Source organism: Planctobacterium sp. AWH2_060, from assembly GCF_056158425.1.
In genome coordinates this window covers 2,489,398-2,511,838 of sequence record NZ_JBSWTG010000001.1, presented here as the reverse complement: position 1 = coordinate 2,511,838, position 22,441 = coordinate 2,489,398, and the positions used below count along the sequence as shown (strand labels likewise).

General features: G+C 45.2%; 23 protein-coding genes. 7 read left to right on the top strand and 16 right to left on the bottom strand.

Annotated features, from left to right (window positions below; all coding sequences use genetic code 11):
- Positions 1-96: 96 nt before the first annotated feature.
- On the top strand, positions 97-1,353 hold the full coding sequence (locus ACXAD8_RS10760; protein ID WP_475228268.1) for a cyanophycinase: 1,257 nt from the start codon (positions 97-99) through the stop codon (positions 1,351-1,353).
- A gap of 40 nt (positions 1,354-1,393) precedes the next feature.
- Here the strand turns inward: ACXAD8_RS10760 and ACXAD8_RS10755 are convergent, their stop codons facing one another.
- The 3 genes from ACXAD8_RS10755 to ACXAD8_RS10745 form a co-directional block, all read right to left on the bottom strand.
- The gene (locus tag ACXAD8_RS10755; protein WP_475228265.1) at positions 1,394-4,153 is read right to left on the bottom strand and encodes a CHASE domain-containing protein; all 2,760 of its coding nucleotides are present in this window, start codon (positions 4,151-4,153) and stop codon (positions 1,394-1,396) included.
- 262 nt (positions 4,154-4,415) lie between these two features.
- Positions 4,416-4,877, bottom strand: a complete 462-nt coding sequence (locus ACXAD8_RS10750) for a YHS domain-containing (seleno)protein (RefSeq protein ID WP_475228263.1) — start codon at positions 4,875-4,877, stop codon at positions 4,416-4,418.
- Positions 4,878-4,958: 81 nt separating this feature from the next.
- Positions 4,959-5,783, bottom strand: coding sequence for a substrate-binding periplasmic protein (locus tag ACXAD8_RS10745; protein WP_475228261.1), 825 nt, complete (start codon positions 5,781-5,783; stop codon positions 4,959-4,961).
- A gap of 134 nt (positions 5,784-5,917) precedes the next feature.
- Here ACXAD8_RS10745 and ACXAD8_RS10740 point away from each other — a divergent pair, with 134 nt between their 5' ends.
- Both ACXAD8_RS10740 and ACXAD8_RS10735 read left to right on the top strand, forming a co-directional pair.
- The gene (locus tag ACXAD8_RS10740) at positions 5,918-6,871 is read left to right on the top strand and encodes a chemotaxis protein CheV (RefSeq protein ID WP_475228258.1); all 954 of its coding nucleotides are present in this window, start codon (positions 5,918-5,920) and stop codon (positions 6,869-6,871) included.
- 9 nt (positions 6,872-6,880) lie between these two features.
- Entirely contained in the window at positions 6,881-7,279 is a 399-nt protein-coding gene (locus ACXAD8_RS10735; RefSeq protein ID WP_475228256.1) for a VOC family protein, read from the top strand.
- A gap of 19 nt (positions 7,280-7,298) precedes the next feature.
- Here the strand turns inward: ACXAD8_RS10735 and ACXAD8_RS10730 are convergent, their stop codons facing one another.
- Positions 7,299-8,825 (bottom strand): GNAT family N-acetyltransferase, encoded by a 1,527-nt coding sequence (locus ACXAD8_RS10730; protein ID WP_475232937.1) that lies wholly within the window; start codon positions 8,823-8,825, stop codon positions 7,299-7,301.
- A gap of 91 nt (positions 8,826-8,916) precedes the next feature.
- The gene (locus tag ACXAD8_RS10725) at positions 8,917-10,530 is read right to left on the bottom strand and encodes an alpha-amylase family glycosyl hydrolase (protein ID WP_475228253.1); all 1,614 of its coding nucleotides are present in this window, start codon (positions 10,528-10,530) and stop codon (positions 8,917-8,919) included.
- 137 nt (positions 10,531-10,667) lie between these two features.
- Here ACXAD8_RS10725 and ACXAD8_RS10720 point away from each other — a divergent pair, with 137 nt between their 5' ends.
- Positions 10,668-11,588 carry a DMT family transporter gene (locus ACXAD8_RS10720; RefSeq protein WP_475228251.1) on the top strand — a complete coding sequence of 307 codons (921 nt, stop codon included), beginning with the start codon at positions 10,668-10,670 and terminating at the stop codon, positions 11,586-11,588.
- 17 nt (positions 11,589-11,605) lie between these two features.
- On the opposite strand, the gene ACXAD8_RS10715 is transcribed toward ACXAD8_RS10720, so the two are convergent.
- Positions 11,606-11,998, bottom strand: coding sequence for a DUF3224 domain-containing protein (locus ACXAD8_RS10715; protein WP_475228250.1), 393 nt, complete (start codon positions 11,996-11,998; stop codon positions 11,606-11,608).
- A gap of 284 nt (positions 11,999-12,282) precedes the next feature.
- Between ACXAD8_RS10715 and ACXAD8_RS10710 the strand changes: the two genes are divergently transcribed.
- Complete coding sequence (locus ACXAD8_RS10710; protein ID WP_475228248.1) at positions 12,283-12,573, top strand: hypothetical protein; 291 nt, start codon at positions 12,283-12,285, stop codon at positions 12,571-12,573.
- A 36-nt stretch (positions 12,574-12,609) separates the two neighbouring features.
- Here the strand turns inward: ACXAD8_RS10710 and ACXAD8_RS10705 are convergent, their stop codons facing one another.
- The 9 genes from ACXAD8_RS10705 to ACXAD8_RS10665 all read right to left on the bottom strand — a co-directional run bounded on the left by ACXAD8_RS10705 (position 12,610) and on the right by ACXAD8_RS10665 (position 19,112).
- Positions 12,610-13,347 (bottom strand): VC0807 family protein, encoded by a 738-nt coding sequence (locus tag ACXAD8_RS10705; RefSeq protein WP_475228245.1) that lies wholly within the window; start codon positions 13,345-13,347, stop codon positions 12,610-12,612.
- Positions 13,348-13,427: 80 nt separating this feature from the next.
- On the bottom strand, positions 13,428-13,988 hold the full coding sequence (locus ACXAD8_RS10700; RefSeq protein ID WP_475228243.1) for a rhomboid family intramembrane serine protease: 561 nt from the start codon (positions 13,986-13,988) through the stop codon (positions 13,428-13,430).
- 81 nt (positions 13,989-14,069) lie between these two features.
- Positions 14,070-15,233 (bottom strand): glutathionylspermidine synthase family protein, encoded by a 1,164-nt coding sequence (locus ACXAD8_RS10695; RefSeq protein ID WP_475228241.1) that lies wholly within the window; start codon positions 15,231-15,233, stop codon positions 14,070-14,072.
- 15 nt (positions 15,234-15,248) lie between these two features.
- Positions 15,249-15,875, bottom strand: coding sequence for a DUF1190 domain-containing protein (locus tag ACXAD8_RS10690; protein ID WP_475228239.1), 627 nt, complete (start codon positions 15,873-15,875; stop codon positions 15,249-15,251).
- A gap of 12 nt (positions 15,876-15,887) precedes the next feature.
- Positions 15,888-16,307, bottom strand: a complete 420-nt coding sequence (locus ACXAD8_RS10685; protein WP_475228237.1) for a DUF350 domain-containing protein — start codon at positions 16,305-16,307, stop codon at positions 15,888-15,890.
- A 15-nt stretch (positions 16,308-16,322) separates the two neighbouring features.
- A complete protein-coding gene (locus ACXAD8_RS10680) occupies positions 16,323-16,976 on the bottom strand; it encodes a YjfK family protein (RefSeq protein WP_475228235.1) in 654 nt (217 codons plus the stop codon).
- Complete coding sequence (locus tag ACXAD8_RS10675; RefSeq protein WP_475228232.1) at positions 16,969-18,015, bottom strand: potassium channel family protein; 1,047 nt, start codon at positions 18,013-18,015, stop codon at positions 16,969-16,971. Before ACXAD8_RS10675 ends, ACXAD8_RS10680 begins: the two co-directional genes overlap by 8 nt.
- Complete coding sequence (locus tag ACXAD8_RS10670; protein WP_475228230.1) at positions 18,012-18,692, bottom strand: PspA/IM30 family protein; 681 nt, start codon at positions 18,690-18,692, stop codon at positions 18,012-18,014. Before ACXAD8_RS10670 ends, ACXAD8_RS10675 begins: the two co-directional genes overlap by 4 nt.
- Positions 18,693-18,722: 30 nt before the next feature.
- Entirely contained in the window at positions 18,723-19,112 is a 390-nt protein-coding gene (locus ACXAD8_RS10665) for a DUF2170 family protein (protein WP_475228228.1), read from the bottom strand.
- A 130-nt stretch (positions 19,113-19,242) separates the two neighbouring features.
- Between ACXAD8_RS10665 and ACXAD8_RS10660 the strand changes: the two genes are divergently transcribed.
- Positions 19,243-19,506: a DUF6471 domain-containing protein gene (locus ACXAD8_RS10660; RefSeq protein WP_475228226.1), complete on the top strand. Its 264-nt coding sequence runs from the start codon at positions 19,243-19,245 to the stop codon at positions 19,504-19,506.
- A gap of 30 nt (positions 19,507-19,536) precedes the next feature.
- Here the strand turns inward: ACXAD8_RS10660 and ACXAD8_RS10655 are convergent, their stop codons facing one another.
- Positions 19,537-21,090 (bottom strand): methyl-accepting chemotaxis protein, encoded by a 1,554-nt coding sequence (locus tag ACXAD8_RS10655; protein ID WP_475228224.1) that lies wholly within the window; start codon positions 21,088-21,090, stop codon positions 19,537-19,539.
- Between the two features lie 274 nt (positions 21,091-21,364).
- On the opposite strand from ACXAD8_RS10655, the gene queA reads away from it, so the two are divergent.
- Positions 21,365-22,408, top strand: a complete 1,044-nt coding sequence (queA, locus tag ACXAD8_RS10650; RefSeq protein WP_475228222.1) for a tRNA preQ1(34) S-adenosylmethionine ribosyltransferase-isomerase QueA — start codon at positions 21,365-21,367, stop codon at positions 22,406-22,408.
- Positions 22,409-22,441: the final 33 nt, after the last annotated feature.

Below are 22,441 nucleotides of genomic sequence, written 5' to 3'. Positions count from 1 at the left end.
TAGCATAGCATTTTTACGTATTACAGAACTATGGGTGTTACTGTCTATACTGACTGGTATATCTGAGTTTTAAAGATTTCTTTAGGAGCCTTAAACGTGCTACGAACCCTGTTGATTGTTAAATTATTACTGCTGAGCATGCACTTTAGTGTGATGGCAAAACAAGAAAATGCAGAAAAAACAGGAAGTCTGGTGATTGCCGGTGGAGCGATTAGTCATTTAAGTACGGATATATTCACCCGGTTTGCCGAATTGTCCGGTGGAAAAGATGCCCGAATTGGCGTTGTTCCTGCGGCAACAGGTTCAATAGATAAACAGTTTAAGCTTTTGCTCAAATCATTCTCTAAGGCTGGGGTGTCACCGAATAATGTCATGCTCCTGCCTTTAGCTGTCAAAGACGATAAGAATACCGAACAGGACGAAAGCCTGTGGCTTACCAATGGCAACGCTACTCAGGTTGCTGAGCAAATAGCTAGCCTCGCTGGAGTCTGGTTTATTGGTGGAGATCAAACCTTGATCACTCAGACTCTGCTCAATGAAGGTGGCACAGATACGTTAGCACTTCAGCAGCTCAGGAAGATTTACCAGAGAGGCGCTACTTTGGGTGGCACCAGTGCCGGAGCGGCCATTATGTCGCAAATCATGATCAGTGGCGGTAATAGTCAGGGAGCGCTGTTTCAGGGATTTAAAAGCCAATATACCAGCATGGATGAGCAAGAATACGGTCCTGTAGTAACTGCGCCTGGCTTAGGTTTTATGTCGCAAGGCATTATTGATCAGCACTTTGATCGCAAAGGACGGTTGGGCCGGTTAATCGTAACTTTGTTAAATGACGAGAACCACAATTGGGGTTATGGCGTAGATGAGGGAACCGCAATGCTTGTCGAAGGGCAGAAGTTTACTGTGATTGGCGAAGGCGGAGTTACCGTCGTCGATACACGGCATGTGACTGGCTATGTGCCTGGTCAATTTCCGGTGGCTGCAGACAATATCCGATTGAGTTATGTTCAGGTGGGTGACAGCTTTGACATGGCAAGCGGTCAGTTAACTGAGGCGGAGGGTGCTTCTGCTACCAAATCACATGAATATTTTAATGTGCCACAGCAAAACGTATCCGGTTTGGTTAATGCTAATCGCAATCTTGATGAATTTCTGGGTTACAATTTACTGGACAACAAGGCTACTAATCTGGTGCTCAGTTGGCTAATTGCAGAGCCTTTGGCAATTCAAATGGTGTTTACCCAAGATCAGTCAAGTAAAGGCTATTGGCGCACTGATGTTACCGCTGATGTTTACAGTTTTGAGAATGTCAGAATGGATATCAGACCGGTTAACATCAGCTTTTCAGAGTAAAACCAATAACTTGTAGCAAGCTATTGGGATGGTTTGGATATCAAGAGCCAGTAGCACTCAACTTTTGTGCAACTACCACTTCAGAGAGGCAGTCACGCAATGCATCAATAGTAACCGGTTTGGTTACGTGAGCACTGAAGCCCACCGAAAGCGCATATTCCCGGCTTTCTGAATCGGCATCAGCGGTAAGTGCAATTATTGGTAGATCTTTATAGTCTTTGTCGGCTCTGAGCTTTTTGGTGGCTTCATAACCATCCAGAATTGGCATCTGGCAGTCCATCAGTATCGCATCAAATTCGTACACTTCCAGAGCATCTATCGCTAACTGACCGTTGCCGACAATGCGGTATTTTATCTTAAGTTGGTCCAGCATCGCAGCAATGACTTGCTGATTTATCTCATTGTCTTCTGCTACCAGCAAATTCAGGTCACTGACATCGTTATTTACCGTGCTTACCACCTCTTTGGGTTTTTCTGCAGAAATAACAAATCGCGATGTAAAACTAAAGATTGAGCCCCTGGGCTGATTCGCAGAAATGGCGATATCTCCTTGCATGAGATGGCTTAATTCCTTAGATATTGCCAGGCCCAGACCTGTGCCACCAAAGTGTCGAGAGGTGGAAGAGTCAGCCTGAACGAAGGGCTTGAACAGCTCCTTGCGTTTATTTTCTGATATGCCGATACCCGTATCAACGACATCTATTTTAAAGCTGGCAAAGCCCTCTGAAGAATTGGTCAGCCAGCAAACCAGGGTGATACCCCCGGTACTGGTGAATTTCAGGGCATTGCTACACAGGTTCATCAATACCTGTTCAAACCGCGTCTTATCTCCCTTTACATACAAATCTTCAGGGATGGCGCTTTTAAAGCGCCAATAGAGATTTTTGTCCTCCGCTAACGCGCTGAACATGTCACTGACAGAATTGATAGATTCTGAGGCACTGAAGGTTTCCACGCTCAGTTCAAACTTGTTGGATTCGATTTTTGATATATCCAGAATATCGTTGATTATGTTCAGCAATAACTTAGACGAGGTGCTGATTTTATTGAGGTAGAATTTGACGTCGTCTATTTTATCACTAGTATTGGCTAGCTGGGCAAAGCCGATAACAGAGTTCATTGGCGTTCTTATTTCGTGACTCATATTTGCCAGAAAGCGACTTTTTGCAAGACTGGCCTGGTTGGCCTTTAGTGTTGCTTCCCGCAGAGATGCGGTTTTACCTTCCACCAAACGATCCAGAAATTGTTGCTGGGAATTCATCAGCAGAACGATCAGAATTATCGCCACTACGGTAAATACTTGAAGGAAAAATAAAGGGCCAAAAGCGTTGTTTTGTTTGGTTGATACATAACCCTGGTTGAGCGACAGTCTTATCTTCCAGGATTGCCCAATCAGATTGATATCAATGGTTGTGAAATAATTGTGTGCAGAGGTTTTGTCATGGCCTTCAAAATTTTTAAAAAATGGCACATTGTTGTCAGCCTCAAATGTCTCTACAAAAAAAGCATCTTTATCAGTGGCATCCAGTGCTTGTTGCATCAATGCTTTGGTGTAGAAAATACCAGCGACCATACCTCTGATATTAGCCTGGCTCAGGTGTGCGGATTGATTGTATATAACCGGGAAATACAATAAAAACGCGGGGGTAGGGAGTTCATCCTGAATCAGGTGGACGATTGGCGTGGCGCGAGGTTGGAAGTTTTGCAGAATGATATTTAGAGTGTTTTTTCGAACTGGATTTGAAAAAACATTGTAGCCAATGGCGCTCAGGTTACCTTCCTCTGGAAAAACGTACTTTATGTAGTTAACAGGATCGGAGTCGTCGAGAGGTTCTCCTTTAATGGTTACCTGGTTTTGGTAAATTTGCTGTAGTTGTAGTTCATGTTGCTCCACTTCTTCTGCGGCAATAATTGGGTTCCAGGAGACTGAGTTTAGAACTTCAGAGTTCGATGTTAACTGTTTACCTTTCTGCGCAAATTCTGCATTGCTTAGCTCCGGGTTTTGCTGCAGTAAGGTCGCCAACTCACTGAGTTGCACTATGGTCTTGGTCAGTTCCCGATAAACCTGGTTTTCAATCTGCTGGGCTTCTTTTTCCAGCCAGTTGCTGGTGGTGTTTTTCTCCTTTTCAATAAAAAACCAGGAAATGGATACCACCGAAACAAACAGACAAACTACCGCAGAAATGACCACGAAGCGCGCCTGACGAACCTGCTGCTTGACGCTCTTGATTTCCATCAGGCATAAGATCAACGGAGTGGCCATGAGTACACCAAGCGAGTCACCCAGCCACCAATAAATCACGTTGAGCCAGTAGTCATCTGGGTTGTAGCCCGGATTGAATTCACTTAACGACCACACGCCAATATTGGCTGACAATAAATTGATGAAGACACCAATAATCAGTACGAATTTGAAGACCTGTTTGCCACTCACATGCAGTGGATTGCCAATCCAGTGGCTCAGCAATATTGCTCCCAGCATAGCCTGAAGTGTTGCGCCAACGGCGATGATCAGGTTTTGCAATCCAACAGCAGAAAGCACTGCCGCAAGCTGAAAGTCGGGTGTAACTGAGCAGTTAAAGATAAACGAGCCAATCAGCACTGCCGGGTAAAACCTGGGACCTAAAATGAAACAACCTGATAGTGCAATACCAGCGGGTAACCAGATTGGCATGACCTGAGATTGAAAAGTAACAAAAGAGAGAATGTATCCGGAAACAATAAAGCCGAAGAATAATACAAGATAAAGAGTAATGTAGCCGGAGCTGGAAAGGTCAAAAGTATTTGCAGGCTTAGTCAAATGCCTCTTCCTCAAAATTCGGTTTCAGCGTGTTTTTCCCTGGGGCTGTAGGCTGGAAAGCATCACTTTTCTCAGTACAATTTTGAGTATAACCAATGAACAGATAAATGTGTTACAAGAAACCAAATTTTTTAAATTATGCTGCTGATAAATCGAGCTTTTAAGTAATACCAATCCCATTAAATATTTAATGGGATTGGTATAAGTAATAGCAGCGGCGCAGATCTGCAGTCAAGAACAGTGCGCCGTGCAATAATTGGTATTAATACCTTACAGATTGTTCCTGATTGGGAAAGCGAGCTTTGTAAAAACCGTTGGCTTGTTCAACAAATTTGGCTTTTTGTTCCCGCCAGTCGGCCATTACATTTTTGTTGTAGTTGAGGTAAAGCCTGCCTTCGTACATTGTCCAGGCTTCGCCATCCACGCTGGCCAGGTTGTCATCAGACATTGCCCAGGCACAATAGCCACCGTATTCCGGCAGATATTTTTCTGGTTCAGCGATAAATAGTTGCATATTGCTTTCGGATGCGAACCGCCACTTGGCGTCTTTATATTCATAGCTAAACTGTTTGCTTCCTTCTACTGCTTTTCCCTCTGTCCAGTAGGCTACGGTGTCATAACCGTCGATGGCGACACTGCCGAAAAAGGAGCGTTGCACCTGTTCCTCAGCAAAACTTACCGCACTGAAAAACAGTGCAAAACAAACACTCAGAAATTGTTTCATAGTTCACTTCCAATTTATTGGCACGATTACTATAACCGGGTACTGCAGCTTTTTATTTCAACGGTGCGTAAGCATTATTGCTCAATACCAATGAGGATTATCGCGTCGCAAGGTCTTCATCATCTGCTCAAACTCGCCAGATAAGTACATTTCTATGGCTTTTTGGTTCATGCGTTGTGCATCAAATGCGTATTTGGACTTGCGTGAAAGGGCGATGTACACCTTTGTGCCATTGATTACTTCATAGCTGGCTTGCTGTATTTTTTTCCTGAACTCTGGATGACCTTTTACAATGTTGCTACCGTAATAGTCGGTACAGACAACAGAATCTACTCGGCCTTTTTCCAACATGCCAAATGCCGCTGGTAAGGTGTTAACCAGGATACGATTGAAATAATCCGCAGGAGCGCGGTCAAATTCTTCGAACTGTCTTGCCCCCCTTACTACCGCTATATCAAGGCCTGCTAGGTCGGTAAAATCAATAATGTCAGGCGCATCTTTACGGATAAAAAAGGTTTTCACCGTATGATCATCATATAAGAACATATGATAATTTTTCTGTCGTTGCGGAGAATCAAGTAATCCAACCATGAGATCCACTTCGCCTTCCTGTAACCATTGCAGACAGCGTTTGAAGGGGATATCTGCGGTAAACGTTAACTGGTAGCCCAGGTGGTGCATAAACTGGCGTGCAATTTCGACGTTTTCTCCAGTGGCTTCGCCATCTTCTAATACAATCTGCAGTGGTGGGTAATGGTCGATGCACATAGTGAGGGGCGGCGTTTCAGGGGATTCCTGAGCCGTCAGCGATAGCGGAAACAGAATGAAAAGTAACTGGCAGATGGCCATCACTTTGTTATGCACATAAACCTCGGGTACAAAAAACATCCAATTATAGAGAAGCATAGTTGTTCCTCGCGTTGGGTTCAATTGTAAAAATAGTTATTCACATTTGCCCGAATACCACATTAGATGTAAAGTTTTATAATCTCTATTCACGAAGCAGCAGTATCTCACTGGGCTTTGCAAACAGGTGTGAAATGTCAGGTATTCTTGCTTCTGTTGATCAGCGCACAAAACTCGTCGGTGAAAACCGTTTAGAGCTTTTATTATTTCGGCTGAATTCGCAACAGATATTCGCCATGAACGTATTTAAGGTGCGGGAAGTGATCCCCGTGCCGCAAATGATTCAGATGCCAGGGTCTCATGAGCACTTGTGTGGTGTCGCCAGCTTGCGCGGCATATCAGTGCCTATTGTGGATTTACGCCGGGCGATAAAGATGCCACCGTCTCCGTTGGGAGATAATCGCAACGTGATTATCACCGAATACAATCGCACCGTGCAGGGCTTTCTTATCGGCCCGGTATTGAGCATCACTAACTTATCTTGGGCTGAAATTCTGCCGCCGCCAAATAGCGCTGGTAAAAACAATTATCTAACGGCATTTACTCAGATAGATATGGAAGGAAAAAAGCAGATTGTTGAAATAATAGATGTTGAGAAGGTGTTGGCAGAGATAGTGTCTTACGATATCAAAGTTTCAAAAGAGATTTTAGATGATGAAGTGAACCAACATCTACAAGGCAAAAAAGTGCTTATTGTTGATGATTCCAACACTGCCAGACAACAAATTAAAGAGTCATTGAAGCAGGTGGGTATCGAAGTTATTGAGCGCCAGGATGGCTTGCAAGCGCTGCGTCTGTTAAAACAGTGGGCCGACGAGGGCAAAATCATCAACGATGAAATACTCATGATGTTCACTGATGCTGAAATGCCGGAGATGGACGGTTATATGTTAACTGCCGAAGTCAGGGCTGATGCCAGACTGAAAGATTTGTTTATCACGCTGAATACCTCTTTAAGCGGTAATTTCAACGAAGCAATGGTAGAGAAGGTGGGCTGTAATCGCTTTATCTCAAAATTTCAGCCAGATATGTTGATAAAGTGTGCTCAGGAACGCATGAGAGAAGTTTTAGAGGCTCAACGGGGATAGGGGAACACCATGACCGGACCAGGAAAAATGACACCCATGCTCAATGTCCGGGATATTTTCAAAAGTCTGGATTTTTATCAGCAGGCTTTGGGATTTGAATTATTGAGTCCGATGGAAGAACTTATTCACTTTCGCTGGGGTATCATTGCTGCGGATGGTACCGAGTTTATGCTGTCGGAGTCGGAATGTGCACCGCAGTCAGAAGGGGATGTTGATCCTTTGTTAAATCACAGCTGGTCAGTAAATTTTTATTTTTATCCCGCCAATATCAAAGTGTTATACGATTCTCTGGTGGCTAAAAATCTCAAGCCCACTGAGTTAAAAGTGACCGATTATGGTATGCAGGAATTTAGTATCCAGGACCCGGATGGCCATTTGTTGAGTTTCGGTGCGGAATCCCGCACCTGATTATTGCTATTGAACAAGTCTATTTTTTCATAAATTTAACCTGATACAAGTCATCTCGTCGATCTTTAAGGTTTTGAACCGTCCCCTCGCTGTGCAATATTTTGAGCTTAGTCATATCCAGATCGGAGAATAACAGCATCTCAGTATTTGGCGTTGCTTCGTTGAGGATCGAGTCATGAGGAAACGGGAAATCCGACGGGGTCAGTACGGCTGACTGGGCGTATTGCACATCCAGACTTTCCACCTGAGGCAGGTTGCCAACGCTTCCCGCGATAACCACATAACATTCGTTTTCAATGGCCCTGGCCTGGGCGCACAGACGCACTCGCAGGTAACTGTTTTTGGTATCTGTCCAGAAGGGTACAAATAAAATGTCCAGTCCCTGAGTGGCGAGCAGGCGGCCCAGCTCAGGAAACTCCACATCATAACAAATCAGAATTCCCACCCGGCCAGCATCGGTTTCAAATACCTGCAGATCAGAACCACCTTTTAGTGCCCAGTCGTTGCGTTCGTGGGGAGTAATGTGAATTTTGCGCTGCTCGTCAATTTTACCACTGCGATGACATAAAAAAGAGGCGTTAAAATATTCACCATCTTCCACAATGGGCATAGACCCGGTAATGATATTGGCATTGTACTCCACTGCCATTTGTGACATGGCTTCGACAATCTGGTCGGTGTAAGTTGCCAGATAGTGGATCGCTTCTATCTGCTGATTGACTTCTTTCTTCAGCCCCATCAGCGGCATGTTAAAGAATTCAGGAAAAACGATAAAATCGCTTTGATAATCCGATACCGTATCCACAAAGTACTCGACCTGTGAAAGTAACTCTTCCAGAGAATCCACTTCCCGCATCTGCCACTGTACTGCTCCCACTCGAACAATAGGTTTCGGTGTGGTGAATACAGTTTGGGCCGGTTCGTATAAGATATTGTTCCATTCCAGCAACGTGGCAAAACCGCCCGATTTTTCATCTTCCGGGATATATTTGCGCAATAAACGGATAACCCGAAAATCGTTGGATAACTGAAAACTTAAAATGGGATCGTAGATGGCGTGATTTGCCACCTCGTTAATGTATTCCTGTGGGGTCAGCTTATCGGCATGTTGGTGATAGTTGGGAATGCGGCCTCCCGCCAGAATACCCTTCAGATTATATTGCCGACAGACATCTTTGCGGGCGTCGTATAGGCGGCGTCCCAAGCGCATCCCCCTATGACTTTTCGCGATAACTACATCAAGTCCATATATGGCATCACCGTCGTCATTGCCTTTGACATTATCATTGCTGTCTACAATGTCGTCATAGGTGTGCGGATTGGAGAACTTTTGGTAATCCACCCTTAACGAGAAGGCCAGTCCTACCAGGGTATCGCCCTCAAAGACGCCTATTTGTCCTTCCGGAAAATGTTTAACTAGTCTCGCCAGTGTATGACGGGGCCAGGCGCCACCTAAATCGGGATAGGCTTCGTCCATCAAGGTTTTCACTTGCTGGTAGTCGGTAATCGTTAATGCTTTTAATAATATGTGCTGTTCTTCTGACATAATTGCGGTTTGTCCTGGCATGATGTTTTCAGGTTAGCTGTCTATGGGATATGTCGTCAATTGCGAAGTGATTCAAGTGTGGGGGATGGTATCACTCAAGAATGACAAACCCCGGTCCTTTAAACGTTACTCTGTGGTTTTCGATCACCAGGTTGTCACTGTGTTTTAGTAGTTTACCCCTGATGCTTATTTGCTTAGCTTGATCACTGAACCAAAACAGGCATTGCCGCTTCTGAGCAGCACAGGTACGGTTAAAGCTCAGCAAATCCTCCTCGCTGTGAATGTGTTCGATATCACCCTGAACAAGTGCCGGTTGGGTTTTGCGAAAGGTCAGAAATTGCCGGGTAAAGTTTAAATTCGAGTCAGTCAAGTTTTGCTGGTGGTGGACTGAAAGTGGGTAATGGCCCTCTGCCACAGGTAGCCAGGGAGACACCTTGGAAAATCCGGCATGTGCGGCGTTACCGTCCCATGGCATTGGGGTGCGACAGCCGTCGCGACCTTTAAACTCCGGCCAGAAGGTGACACCCCAGGGATCCTGAAGTTGCTCAAAAGTCAGTTCTGCCTCCGGCAAACCTAATTCTTCTCCCTGATAAAGACAGACACTGCCACGTAAACAGAATAAAAAAGCCAGCAAGGTTTTGACTAATTCATCTTGTCGCACAAATTCCGCACCCCAGCGGGAGATCACTCTTTGAATATCGTGATTGCTGAATGCCCAGGTGGGCCAGCCATCACTCAGCAACGACTCTTGTTGCCGGATAACGTCCGCGAAATACGATGCGCCAAACTCGTCATTTAATAACCGGAAACTATAGGCCGTGTGCAGCTTGTCTTGTCCACCGGTATAATCCTGCATCATTTTTTCTGCACTTTTATCTCCAATTTCTCCCATCAACATGCGCGCCTGATATTTATCCAATAGATGACGCATGGATTTGGCGAATTCGATGCTTTCTGGACGGTTTTTGTCATACAGATGAGACTGGAAATCGTAAGGATTGAACAACTTGCGCCTGTCTTGTTTCAGACCCGGGTTATTGCGCAACTGCTCATCGTGAAAGTAATAATTTACTGTATCCAGGCGAAATCCATCTACCCCCAAATCCAGCCAAAATTGCATCTCCTGCAACATTTGCTGTTGAACTTGCGGATTGTGGAAATTTAAGTCGGGTTGGCTAGTGAGAAAGTTATGCAGGTAGTATTGCTGTCGTCTGCTATCCCATTGCCAGGAGGACCCACCAAAGACACTTTGCCAATTGTTTGGTGGTGTGCCGTCGCCTAATGGGTCTTGCCAGACATACCAATCGGCTTTGGCATTGGTTTTATTTTGGCGACTTTCGATAAACCAGGGGTGTTGGTCTGAGGTATGACTCAATACCTGGTCAATAATGACCTTTATACCTCTGGCATGAGCTTGAGAAAGTAGGGCTTTAAAGTCATCCAGTTCGCCAAATATCGGATCCACTTCTCGATAGTTACTGACATCATAGCCAAAGTCTTTCATGGGAGAGGTAAAAAACGGTGATAGCCAGATGGCATCCACATTCAGAGATTGAATGTAGTCCAGTTTGCTGATGATTCCTTGTAGATCGCCAATGCCATCGCTATTGGCATCACAAAAACTTCGAGGGTATATCTGATAAATAACTGCGCCGCGCCACCAGTTGTTGTCTGAACCAGGTCGTTGCGGAATTGTGTCAGTCATAATATCCCCTCTGGCCATACTGCCTTAAATATTGAGATATGAACTATGCCATAAGTGTATTTGGGTTTTAATGTTTGAGTGTTAATCTTGAGCTTGTTTGTTGCGATTATTTCCAATCGCTCCGCAATGGATCTGAAATGTTATCCCCAAATTCACCTGTTTCTGGACAACGCAGTCTGGGTATTCTGTTGGCCATTGTTGGCACAATACTGTTTTCCTTTAAATCCATCGTGATTAAGCTGGCTTATCAATATGAGGTGGATGCCTATCAGGTTATCGCTTTGAGAATGCTGATTTCAGCACCGATATATCTGCTGATTTTGGTGATTTTACAAAAGCAAAAACCATTATCATGGCAGGCACTACAAAGCAACAAATGGTTGATTTTGTGGGCTGGTGTATTGGGATACTATCTGGCAAGTTTACTGGATTTAATGGGCCTGGAATTGATAACAGCTCAGTTGGAACGTCTGATCTTATACACCTATCCCGGATTTGTGATGCTGTTTAGCTGGGTATTGTGGCGTACTGTTCCGGGGCGAAACACCATTATGGCATTAGCCGCCACCTGGCTTGGAATACTGGTGGTATTGGGCGTAGAGATTCAAAGCAATTTTCTGGAAGTACTGTGGGGCGGTACATTGGTGCTTATTAGTGCTGCTGCCTTTGGCGGTTATTTGATTCTGAGTAAAGCCGGTATAGCGAATCTTGGCTCACAAGCATTTACCTGTCTGGCGATGCTGGTGGCGTCTATTTCAGTTGCCCTGCACCTGATGATCATAGGTGATGTGCAGATTTTCAATCTTCCTTGGCAGGTATACTTTCATGTGTTGGTACTGGCGGTGCTGTGTACGGTTATTCCGTCGCTGTTAATTGCTGCAGCCATTAGCCGCATTGGACCGCAACATGCCAGTATATTGGGGGGGCTTGGACCGGTAATCACAGCCATGTTTGCTGTTGTTCTGTTACAGGAACCGTTTGGTATTGCCCATTTAATTGGCATTGCACTCGTAATGACTGGCGTTTATCTGGTGGCAACAGAGAAAAAGCTATCTTGAGCCACCATTAGCATGCTTTAGGCTAGTTGGTATTCAAAATCGTAGAAGTGTGTGCCACTTTCGATTCGAATATCCATTTTGCCTGTTAATCCTGTTAGTTCGCCGGTACCAGAATCTGGCACTACTTCCAAAATCAGGCGATTTTCACCGGCGCACATCACGCCGAAGTGTTGTAGTACAAAGCTGCCTTGCTTGCCGCTCAAGGTGCCTGTTACTTGCTCTATTGCAACATAGCCTGCAGAACCCTGAACCTGGGTCATGGCACTGAGCATTTCGCCCTGGCTTTTTGCGGACAAGTCTCCGTGAAAGGTTTTATCAATGGCCATGCGGCCCAGATTGATACCGTCCTGCCCTTGTCCATGGCTGTCGATTGGGGTGAGGGTTACATCAAATGTTCCATCTATCTTCATTGTTATTCCTGACAAAAGGTTCGAAAGTTTGGGATATACTAAACTGAAGTGGGGGCAAGTTCATTGCTTTTCGCCGCTTTTAATAATCTTTTTGGTTGTGCCAGAGCTAATATCTCTCTGCAAAGTTGTAACTGATCCAAATATGCAGGCCCAAACTACCAGATTGTTTTTTGCAGGTCAGAAAAACTCTTGTTTTGATTAAAAGTGACTCAAAACTTTTTATTTTAAGTTCAAACTCACTTATGCTCAGAAAGCAATATTGACAGACTAATGAGGTGAGAGTGATGATGCCAAACAGACCGCTAGCTAATGCAGCAAGCACCCGAACACAAAGTGCAGCCAACACCGGCAGAGAGATGAATACAGCACCAGCAAGGGCACCACTGAATGTTACAGGTCATGGCACACCAGCGGCGTCGAATCATGCCAATATGCGAGCCGCCACTGTGGCTAATGCGGTGCGTGGTGCGCAGACCAGTCCGGCTAATGAAATTCGGGTCAACAGTACCACTTCAGGTAGAGGTGTCGCTGATAATTCTAATTCAGCCTTAAGAGGTCAGTTGAAGGCCAGATAAGCTCTTGCGATCATACTGGGATGACGCAATGAGAAATTAGCCTTTTGACGACTCCTGATGCGCTTCATTTAAGAAGGTTTCAATATCCTGGCCGGTGAGCTTTTTCATCTGACTGAATAAAAACCACAGGGCGATAAACAGTACTATCATGCTGGGAATAACAATTACCGGATAACTCATAGCGGTCATCTTACCCAGCTCTTCATTATATTCCGGGGTGCCCGGCGGGCTTACCAATAATACCTTAGCTAAAATATAGTTCAGGGTGGCGGATAAAAAGAACGAACCGGCCACAATCATGGAACTCTGCGCTACCTTGCGTTCAAATCTCTGCAGGTTATTTTTCGCTTCCAGAGCACTGTTAAGTAAGGGCAGGTTAATCAGTTGCTCATTTAATATAAAGGTCTTTACCAGTGGATACTGAGTGCGATTACTCACCAACACCGCGATACCAATAATAGCCGGAATAGCGGCTTCTTTTATGGCGATATATTGCGGATCCAACTCCATTAAACTAAATCCACCGGTAAGAGAGACGCTGATGATGCCCAAAACCGAAAAGGGGTTTATTTTGCCGGATGAAGTCAGGTCTTTTATGCCATAGCCTATGGGGAAGGCTAATGCTACCACTATACCCATGGCGGGCCCGAGATACTCAGGTTTGCTGAGGTAAGTCAGGATCAGCGTGGGCAGAATAATGTTGAACAACAGGTTGCCAAAGAAGCCACCTTGTTGAGGTTGGTTGTTATTTATTTGATGATTTGCTTGAGTCATGAAAAGTTAACTATTTTTAAACTGTGTCGATTATAACGCTGCCAGAGGCAAAGTTGCATGAATTGACTCAGGAATTTATTTCATTTCCTGATTTTCTTAACAAATAAGCGCGCTGCCCAAATTCCCACTAAAAAGCCGAAAAGATGAGACTCCCACGAAACATAAGGGCGCATGGGTAATACACCGAAAATCAGACCGCCATAAAAAAATCCCACTAACAATGAAATGGCGATCATTTTAAAACTGCGACTGACAAAGCCGGCAAACAATAAAAAGCCAAAGTAGCCGTAAACCATACCGGAAGCACCAAGGTGATAAGCATTTCGTCCCAATAGCCATACCAAAAGACCGCTAACCACCAAAATAAATGCGCTCGCTTGCCACCAGGTTTTACGCCCATATTGCATTACCAATACACTGAACAGACAGATAGGAATGATGTTTGAGGCATAGTGCATCAGGCTGCCATGCAGAAACGGGCTGATAAAAATACCGCCCAGGGCATTTATCTCACGCGGCACCAGTGCCAGATGATTCAGCTGACGCCCGGTTACTAAATTGAGTAATTCCAGTACCGTCAATAACACGAACAGGCGCAACGTAAAGTTTAACTGTTCTTCGAGGCTGTAGGGTGAACTCAAAAATAGCTCCTGTGCTGAAAATCCAGAATTGCTTTATACATTATTGTGGCATGAATAGATGACCGGAAATACGAAAAAGTGTCACAAAATAATATGCGGCAGATAGCGGGATAAATCCTGCGTAATAGGATGGTTATCTTCTCTGATGGAAATTCCGGCAGGTTGATCGTCCACCAACCAGGAGCCAATCAGCGTATGGTTGTCACCGAATTTAGGTAACGGATACCAGGCTTGATAAATAAAGCCTTCTTCGCCATAAGGCCCGTCGATGCTTTGCTGAACCTCACCATTTTGCAGCACGGAAATATTGGCCCCTTCACGAGAAAACAATGGCTTTTTCACCAGTTTAGTTTCGCTGGCACTGGCCAAATCCTCCTCAAACCAGGCGGGCAGCAGGTTAGGGTGGTTGGGAAACATTTTCCATAACAGCGGCAGCAGGGCTTTGTTGGATAACACCGCTTTCCACATGGGTTCAATCCATTGTGTTGGAGATTCAATGATGGCTTTGCCAAACTCATCCTGCATCATAAATTCCCAGGGATAGAGTTTAAACATCAGGGCAATAGCATCATCTTCCAGATCGGTAAAATAACCGGTGTCAGCCAGGCCAATATCCTCAATAAAAACAAATTTGTTGTTGATATTACTGGCGCTGGCGCAATCTTGCAGGTACTGCACTGTGCCCCTGTCTTCCTCGGTATCCTGGCAACAGGCAAATTGCACCGTGTCTGCTTTGTACCAGTGTTGAATAACCTGTAGTTGGGCGATCAGTTTTTCTTGCAGGGAATTGTATTGGTCAGCTGCTTTACTGATTTTGCCGCTGTTTACCATATCCTCCAGCCACAGCCATTGCCAAAAACCGGATTCATACAGACTGGTAGGTGTATCGGCATTGTTCTCCAGCAGTTTTACCGGCTTGTCTTTGTGGAATACCAGGTCTAGTCTGGAGTACAGCGAGGGCGTTTGGTCCCGCCATGAGTCGGCAATACTTTGCCAAAATGCTTCCGGGATCTGAAATTTGTTGAGCCAATACTCATCATTGACCACCTGCTCCACGGCCTGCAAACACATTTGATGCAGTTCTGCGCTGGGGTCTTCGATTTGTTGCTCAATTTGCTGCAACGTAAATTGATAGTAGGCGGTTTCGTCCCAATAGGCTTGTCCATACATTGTATGAAACTTGAAGCCAAACTCATCTGCTTGTCTGCGCCAGTGAGGGCGCTCTTGTGTCGGAATTCGAATCATAATAGCTGGTTGGGGTTATCCACCCCAGCCACTGCGACTACTGCTTTTACCCCAACTGGATTTAGCTCTCACCGATGATCCAAAGCCGCCGCGTTTGATGGTGCGATTTACCGCCGGGGGTTTGGTATAGGACTTGGAAACTTTTAATTCACGCTGGCGAAAATCGCCGTAATCGTAACCGCCAGCCCCTATCCAACGATAGCGGTAAGGCGAATAGCGGGAATAGGAGGTAAACAATGGTTGTGAGTAGCGTCTGGGTTCCAATAAATCGCGAATAATATAACCTGCCATCAGCGGCATAAACCAACTATTGCCGGATTCATTGCGATACACAACACACTGATCTGAGCCGAACTCGTACTCACAGTCGGCCTGAGAACGGTACTTAGGTGCCGTTTCTGAGGCTTCATCCAGGGCTTTTTCATAAGCCATCTGGCATTGTTCAGCATAGTCAGGGAGCTGATACTGGCAATCATTTAGGCTGGTAAAAACCATCGCTTCCTGGCGATTGTCGCTGCAAGCTGCCGCCAGAAAAACCGAGGCTACCCCCAGAGACAAAGGTTTTAATGGGTACTGTTTGCGATATTGGTCAAGGTTTAATGCACGACTTCGCTTAGTGCCGGATTTGGGTTCTGTAGACATAGCAACCTCCTGTTACCAGCTCATGCAGGCAGCGTTTAATAAACCTACTGACAAAGACATTGCTGCTAACATTACACCAGCAGAGACTTCATTGTCTTCGATGCGTTTAACAATGCGTGGCATAAAGGTAAAACGCAGCAGGGCAAAAGCCAATCCCTGTGCAACTATGGCGACGATACCCCATACGACAAAGTCTACCAGGTTGGCTGAGTTGGATACTGCGCCAGCCAAAGCAATACTAAAGCCCACCATGGAACCGCCAAAACCGATAGCGGCGGCAACATTCTTTTCTTCTTTTACCAACAACCACTCATCATGTGGAGTAATGGCAGTGAAAACAAACTTAAATACGAAGAGTAAAAGGATTGATATAACAAAATAAATCCCAAAATTGGCCAGCCCCGCGATGGACTCCAAAATAATATCTGTCATTGTGTTCTCCTTGTGTTAGCCGTTGATGCGCAAATCCGCTGGATTAATGTTAAAGCCGGTGCTGATCACCAGGCAACGGTCATGATTATTATTAATGATTTTCTCTTCACCAGACACCATCAGGGCTTCAAATTTGTCTTCGCCCAAATCTCGTTCGTAGAGCATAACAAACTGATCGGTATCACTGGTATCACCATCTTCTTCATAGGTTTTTTCGGTCATAGCCACTGGTGGTGATTCCTCGCCAACGGCATCCCAGACTCGCTCAAATCGATGACCTTCCAGTTGGTATTCAGGCTGTGAAATTTCCTGCTTGAGCAATTGTTGCCACTGCGTGTCATTGCCTACGGTTTTGGTATCGTAAAAATACCAGAGCTTAACGTCTGTGATATGGTTTTCGGTGTCACCACCGTCCATTACCACTTGTAAAAAAGCATCGTCATCGGTGTAAAAACGCAGGATTTTACCGCCGGTATCAAGATTGACTTCGCCAACTGCTTGTATCAAATGGTGGCTGGCGGCATTCTCGATAATGAGTTGCGGCTGGATGAGCTTGAGTTTGAGCGAATCCAGTTCAAAAGAGCCTCCCAGATAAAGTCCCATGACTTCAGGAGCCTTGATGGTCGGTGTGACTTTCTTTTCCTTTGAGCCAAACAGTTTACTAAACATAGAGTCTCTGCCATTCAATATTCGTGATGCGTTTATCCGCAATGTAATAAAGCTTATCTCCGGTCGCAATGTCGGAATTCAGCGCCGGGTTGAGTTCAATTTCTTTCAGGTCGTGGGCTTTGGCAAGTCCAATAAGGGTAGCGTTGTATTGCTTTTTAAACTCGGAAAATAAGGTAGCGGTGCTGATGCTTTTTTCCAACTCAGGCACTGCAACAGAATATTGCGCCTGGCCAGCGTAGACGTCCAGCAAATCAAAGTGCAGTTTACTGGAGCCAGGATCAAAAGCGGATTTAGCCAGCATTTCTACCGCCACACTGGGCATACACTCAACGTTCGGGCAGTGCTCAGTGAGTAATTTAACCAGACTTTCATCCTGAAAATAGGCCAGGATATGGGCTTTGGGATTGCGGTGGCTGGCGTACAAGCTGGTGGTCATGGTGAGATCATCTTGCGGATTATCCACAATGATGGTGGCCGCGGCGTCGATACTGGCGTTGTCCATGTCGGCGTCCTGGTTAAAGGAATTCACCTTCACGAACTCAATTTGATCCGGCATAGGGTTTTCAACATCCACTTTAACGCACAGCACTATGGCCTGGTCGTCTCCAGAATATTCCCGCTCTCGCAACAATAACTTTAACAGGTGTAACGTGCGTTCGCCGTTCCAACCAATTAACAGAATATGATTCGATAAATGCACTGCTTTTAACCCCCTGGCTTTTTTATGCCACTGCGCCGAGACAAATGCCGCAGCCCGGCCCAAAACAAACGCAAAAATACTTAATCCCACCGGGATAATATAAAAGGCCACTACATATTTTCCGGCTACCGTGGTGGGAGAATAATCCCCATAGCCCACCGTAGAGCCTGTGACTACCATCCAATATATAAAATCTGTCGGGTTGATTAATGCGTTTTCACCGGCCAGTTGTAGAAACCACCAACTGCTTATTCCGTATAGCAAAAGCGCCAGCACAATGGTGTGCCAGCGCATTTGAGTAAAATAACGCATTAGTACTTTGCGTAGTTTATGTATCATTTTCCTAAGATTCGACTCAACTCATCTTCTGCTGAATTACTACCACCTTTAACACCGGCAGACTGAAGGCGTTTTTCCAGATCATCGGTGCTTTCATTGGTGGCCAGTTCTTCAGCCGCTTCCAGTTCCGCAGCACGCAAGTTTTGGCGTTTCTGAATACGGTCCAAAGACTCGGTGGCGGTTTTCATTTTACTGTTAGCACCAAGGTGACGGGAAGAAACCGCAACCTGAGCCTTTTGAACTGACTCAGTGGCCTTTACCATATCAACCTGCTGCTCCAGCCGGCGTAAATTGGCTTTAGCCTGACTGATGTTATTGGCTAGTTGTACCTCAGACTTTTTGAATTGGTCAAGGTAAGTTTGCTCGGTTTGCAATTGCTCGGACAGTTCTGTCACTCGTTGCGCACAGTCCAAAGCCAGTTGACGATCTGTGTCAATCGCTTTGCGGGCGTGCTCTTCATACTCGGCAATAGATTTTTGCAAGCCATCAACTTTTTGTTGAGCCAGTTTACATTTCGCTAAAATTTGTGTGCGGGCATGGTCCGATTTGCGCAGTTCTTCTTTGGCTTCACGGATTTCTTGCTCCAGGATACGAATAGCCTGGTTATCAGCTACCGACTCGGCAGCTTCTGTGACACCACCTTTTACGGCAGTTACAAGTTTTCTCCAAACAGACATAATACATCTCCTCAGATGGATATTAAGGGGTTATTTTAAATATTCCTGCCAGGCATCAATAAAGGCTTCAACATTATCGAACAGGGTGTGGATCTCTATCAGCACACTGGACTCTTTGGATTGCGAGCTAAGCGAGCCAAAGGCGGTGTAGTAGCTTTCGCCTGAAATATCTGAGATACCCACTGTCGTTAATGGAAACATCATGTGCGTGCGCAATATTGCGTCGTTTAATTCTGCAGGATTTTTAACTTCACTGGTGGCAAACAGTAATGATTCCACCAATATTTGTTCGCCGCTGATGGCAAGCCATGCGTCGATTCCATCCTGGTTTGCTATCATCAAGCAATCGTTTTCGCGTGTGACAACTAAATCTGATTCTTTACCAATGAGCGTTTCTAACTGGTCAAGATCCCAATGCATTGTTCCTCTCCGGGTTATTTAGTCTGGTGACTAGCATAGGACATTATTTTCCTATGAGTCAAATTATTTATTTGAATAAAAACGTAATTGTTTGTAAATTATAAGTCACAAAAGTGATTTTTTGGAGTAAATGATGGAGTCAGTTAACTGGCGCTTGGTTGTACAACGCCTGATTAAATCGGAAATGAGTTTAAAAGGGGTTCGTTATCAGGACCTCAGCGAAAAATTGGCCGAAATTGGTATCCAACAGTCAGCTGATAACCTGCGCAATAAGGTTAATAAAGGCATATTAGGTGCTGATTTATTGTTGCAGCTTATGTTTGTGATGGACATCAAGAAGATTGAGCGTGAGCGATTAAAGGATATCGCGAAAACCTTGATGAAAGATGACTGAACCGGCAAGTTAAGTCATCTGCATGAGCGATTAAACTTTTTGTCCCATCAAACGGGCAATCAATACTGCCATTCGATTTTTCACTTCTGACAAGGTGACGTTATCACGATTACAACTTTGCGCATGCTTTTCATTGACGGCGGCAATCTCAGCCAGTCCCATGATATTTTTTTCGATTTCCATGGCAACGTCAGACTGCTCTGCGATGGCATCGGCAATTTCTTTGTTAAGTTCGTTAATTTGTTTGATCGCACCGGTCACCGATTTTAGGTTTTTGTCGGCTTCCATGACTTTGTCAACACTCACCTGCGAGTTTTTCTCCCCCAACTGAATGGCGGAAACCGCATTTTTAGCGCCAGTTTGCACATTGGCGATAATATCCTGAATTTCTTCGGTGGATTGCTGTGTTTTAGCGGCAAGGGTACGTACTTCATCGGCCACAACAGCAAAACCTCGTCCTTGCTCACCTGCTCGCGCCGCTTCAATAGCTGCATTCAAAGCCAGTAGATTAGTTTGTTCGGCGATATTTTTAATAACATCCAAAACGGTACCGACATTTCTGGCATCTTCGTCTAATTTATTGATAACACTGGCGGTGTCATTGATTTGGCCTGAGGAATGGGTGATGGTATCGATGGTTTCTTGCATAACCGAAATACTCTGCGTGGCATAGTCATCGGCCTGAGATGCGGCTATTGAGGCCTCGTTGGCACTATCGGTGATTCGGCGGGCCATTTCCGTCATACTTTGCATCGAGGTGCTGACTCTGTCTGTGCCGCGGTTTTGTTCTTTGGCTCCCATATCGATAGCTTTCGCGCTGTCTAACAGACTGGTAGATACTTCATCCAGGTTGCCCTGCACTGTGGCCATTTCTGTGCAGGTAGCATTCAGACTGCGTCGCAATAACTCAATGGCTTTTGACATCTGGCCAATTTCATCATCCCTGAAAAAGCTCAACTCTTCGTTAAAGTTACCTTTACTCACTTTGTATAGATGCTGGATCAGGGTGGTGATGGGGTATACGACCTTGTAATTCATGAACAGTGCAGACATCAACATACTGGCCACGATTGCCAGCAATATGACTGTGGCTCCCCAAAAGGTGGTTGACTCAGCCCTGTTTGTTAACGACTGACTTTTCTCCAAGCCGCTGTCGCGAAGTGATTCAGACAAGGCTTCAAGTTGTTTTGTCGGCTCTCTATCTATACCTCGCACCGCCTGGTCGGCGGCTTTATGAGAAAAGTTACTCTGCATAAACACCTGGTAGCCTTGTTCATATTGAGTTTCAAGGCTTTGATGCGCTGCGATGAAATCTCGCATTTTTGATAGGTATTGAGCTTCTAAATCCAGGTTTAAAAATGTTTTTGCATCTCGCTGAACCTGACTATGACGGTCTTTAAAGCGTTGCCAATATTTATTGCGGTCTTCGTCTTTATGGCCTCTCAACAATACATTCTTCCACTCCTGCACCTGGCGTTTAAAGTTCAGGTTTAAGGAGTCTGCTATTGTGGTGGCTTTAACTTCATGCTTAATCAAAACCCCATATTGGGTAATTTTTCCTGAAAGCAAAGTCGAAATTACCATTGCGATAATACCTACAGATAGTATGCCTGCCCCTAAAAGCGATAGTATTTTTGTCCGTAAATTCTTAAACTTGCCAGGAATCATCATCGAGGGTCTCTTTTCATTAACTGCTATGCGGAATATCGCCGATGGCGCGGAGTCTATTGCCAAATTGTTACGGGATTATGAAGTTTGAAAAGCGTTAAAATTAAAGGGCTGGGGGATTGTTTTAGGAATATTTGCGGACTATTACGCAAAAACGTAAAATCGCCCACCTTGAATTAAGGAAACACCCATGCAGCTTTCAGATTTTGATTTTCACCTGCCAGAAGAACTCATTGCTAATTACCCCCCTAAAAACCGTACAGATAGTCGCTTGTTGCACCTGAATGGTGGTACGGGGGAGATCATTCATCGGCAGTTTCCAGACATTCTTGAGCTGTTAAATCCCGGTGATTTAATGGTCTTCAATAACACCCGAGTGATCCCGGCTCGTCTACTGGGGCAAAAATCATCTGGTGGCAAGGTGGAAGTGCTGATTGAACGGGTGCTGGATGAACATCAAGTACTGGCGCATATACGGGCCAATAAGTCACCCAAACCGGGCAATATGTTGTTACTGGAAGGTGTGATTGAAGTTGAGATGCTGGGGCGTGAAGGGGAATTGTTTCAGTTGCGTTTTTGCCACGATGAATCGGTGTTTGATTTATTGGAACAGCACGGCCACATGCCTTTGCCGCCCTACATAGAACGCCCGGATGAAGAGCAGGACAAGGAGCGTTATCAAACCGTCTACAATCAAAAGCCCGGCGCTGTAGCAGCGCCAACAGCAGGACTGCATTTTGATGACGATTTGCTAGAAGCTCTCAGACAAAAAGGGGTTAATACCGCTTTTGTTACCTTGCATGTGGGAGCCGGAACGTTTCAGCCTGTCAGAGTGGATAACATTAAAGAACATCAGATGCATTCCGAGTACGCAGAAGTGCCTCAGGATGTGGTGGATGCCATTTTAGCTACGAAAGCCAATGGCGGCAGAGTTGTGGCGGTGGGGACAACCTCGGTGCGTTCGCTGGAATCGGCGGCACAAGCGTCAGAAGATAAACTGATCCAAGCCTTTAGTTCTGATACCTCAATCTTCATTTATCCCGGATATCAGTTCAAAGTAGTGGATGCTATGGTGACCAATTTTCACTTGCCAGAATCCACTTTAATCATGTTAGTGAGCGCTTTTTGTGGCAAAGAAAACATTTTGCACGCCTACAACACTGCGGTGCAGGAAAAATATCGCTTTTTCAGTTATGGCGATGCCATGTTTTTAGAAAAGCAGGTGCAGCCATAAATCAGATTAAAGATTACCACCCGGCACCAGATT

What these genes read in the sequence shown, in the direction of transcription:
- ACXAD8_RS10675 (WP_475228232.1), bottom strand. Translation starts at nt 18,015, where the DNA reads ATGATACATAAACTACGCAAAGTACTAATGCGTTATTTTACTCAAATG.
- ACXAD8_RS10695 (WP_475228241.1), bottom strand. Translation starts at nt 15,233, where the DNA reads ATGATTCGAATTCCGACACAAGAGCGCCCTCACTGGCGCAGACAAGCA.
- ACXAD8_RS10710 (WP_475228248.1), top strand. Translation starts at nt 12,283, where the DNA reads ATGATGCCAAACAGACCGCTAGCTAATGCAGCAAGCACCCGAACACAA.
- ACXAD8_RS10680 (WP_475228235.1), bottom strand. Translation starts at nt 16,976, where the DNA reads ATGTTTAGTAAACTGTTTGGCTCAAAGGAAAAGAAAGTCACACCGACC.
- ACXAD8_RS10705 (WP_475228245.1), bottom strand. Translation starts at nt 13,347, where the DNA reads ATGACTCAAGCAAATCATCAAATAAATAACAACCAACCTCAACAAGGT.
- ACXAD8_RS10715 (WP_475228250.1), bottom strand. Translation starts at nt 11,998, where the DNA reads ATGAAGATAGATGGAACATTTGATGTAACCCTCACCCCAATCGACAGC.
- ACXAD8_RS10750 (WP_475228263.1), bottom strand. Translation starts at nt 4,877, where the DNA reads ATGAAACAATTTCTGAGTGTTTGTTTTGCACTGTTTTTCAGTGCGGTA.
- ACXAD8_RS10730 (WP_475232937.1), bottom strand. Translation starts at nt 8,825, where the DNA reads ATGTCAGAAGAACAGCACATATTATTAAAAGCATTAACGATTACCGAC.
- ACXAD8_RS10690 (WP_475228239.1), bottom strand. Translation starts at nt 15,875, where the DNA reads ATGTCTACAGAACCCAAATCCGGCACTAAGCGAAGTCGTGCATTAAAC.
- ACXAD8_RS10685 (WP_475228237.1), bottom strand. Translation starts at nt 16,307, where the DNA reads ATGACAGATATTATTTTGGAGTCCATCGCGGGGCTGGCCAATTTTGGG.
- ACXAD8_RS10660 (WP_475228226.1), top strand. Translation starts at nt 19,243, where the DNA reads ATGATGGAGTCAGTTAACTGGCGCTTGGTTGTACAACGCCTGATTAAA.
- ACXAD8_RS10720 (WP_475228251.1), top strand. Translation starts at nt 10,668, where the DNA reads ATGTTATCCCCAAATTCACCTGTTTCTGGACAACGCAGTCTGGGTATT.
- ACXAD8_RS10735 (WP_475228256.1), top strand. Translation starts at nt 6,881, where the DNA reads ATGACCGGACCAGGAAAAATGACACCCATGCTCAATGTCCGGGATATT.
- ACXAD8_RS10745 (WP_475228261.1), bottom strand. Translation starts at nt 5,783, where the DNA reads ATGCTTCTCTATAATTGGATGTTTTTTGTACCCGAGGTTTATGTGCAT.
- ACXAD8_RS10665 (WP_475228228.1), bottom strand. Translation starts at nt 19,112, where the DNA reads ATGCATTGGGATCTTGACCAGTTAGAAACGCTCATTGGTAAAGAATCA.
- ACXAD8_RS10670 (WP_475228230.1), bottom strand. Translation starts at nt 18,692, where the DNA reads ATGTCTGTTTGGAGAAAACTTGTAACTGCCGTAAAAGGTGGTGTCACA.
- queA (WP_475228222.1), top strand. Translation starts at nt 21,365, where the DNA reads ATGCAGCTTTCAGATTTTGATTTTCACCTGCCAGAAGAACTCATTGCT.
- ACXAD8_RS10725 (WP_475228253.1), bottom strand. Translation starts at nt 10,530, where the DNA reads ATGACTGACACAATTCCGCAACGACCTGGTTCAGACAACAACTGGTGG.
- ACXAD8_RS10655 (WP_475228224.1), bottom strand. Translation starts at nt 21,090, where the DNA reads ATGGTAATTTCGACTTTGCTTTCAGGAAAAATTACCCAATATGGGGTT.
- ACXAD8_RS10740 (WP_475228258.1), top strand. Translation starts at nt 5,918, where the DNA reads ATGTCAGGTATTCTTGCTTCTGTTGATCAGCGCACAAAACTCGTCGGT.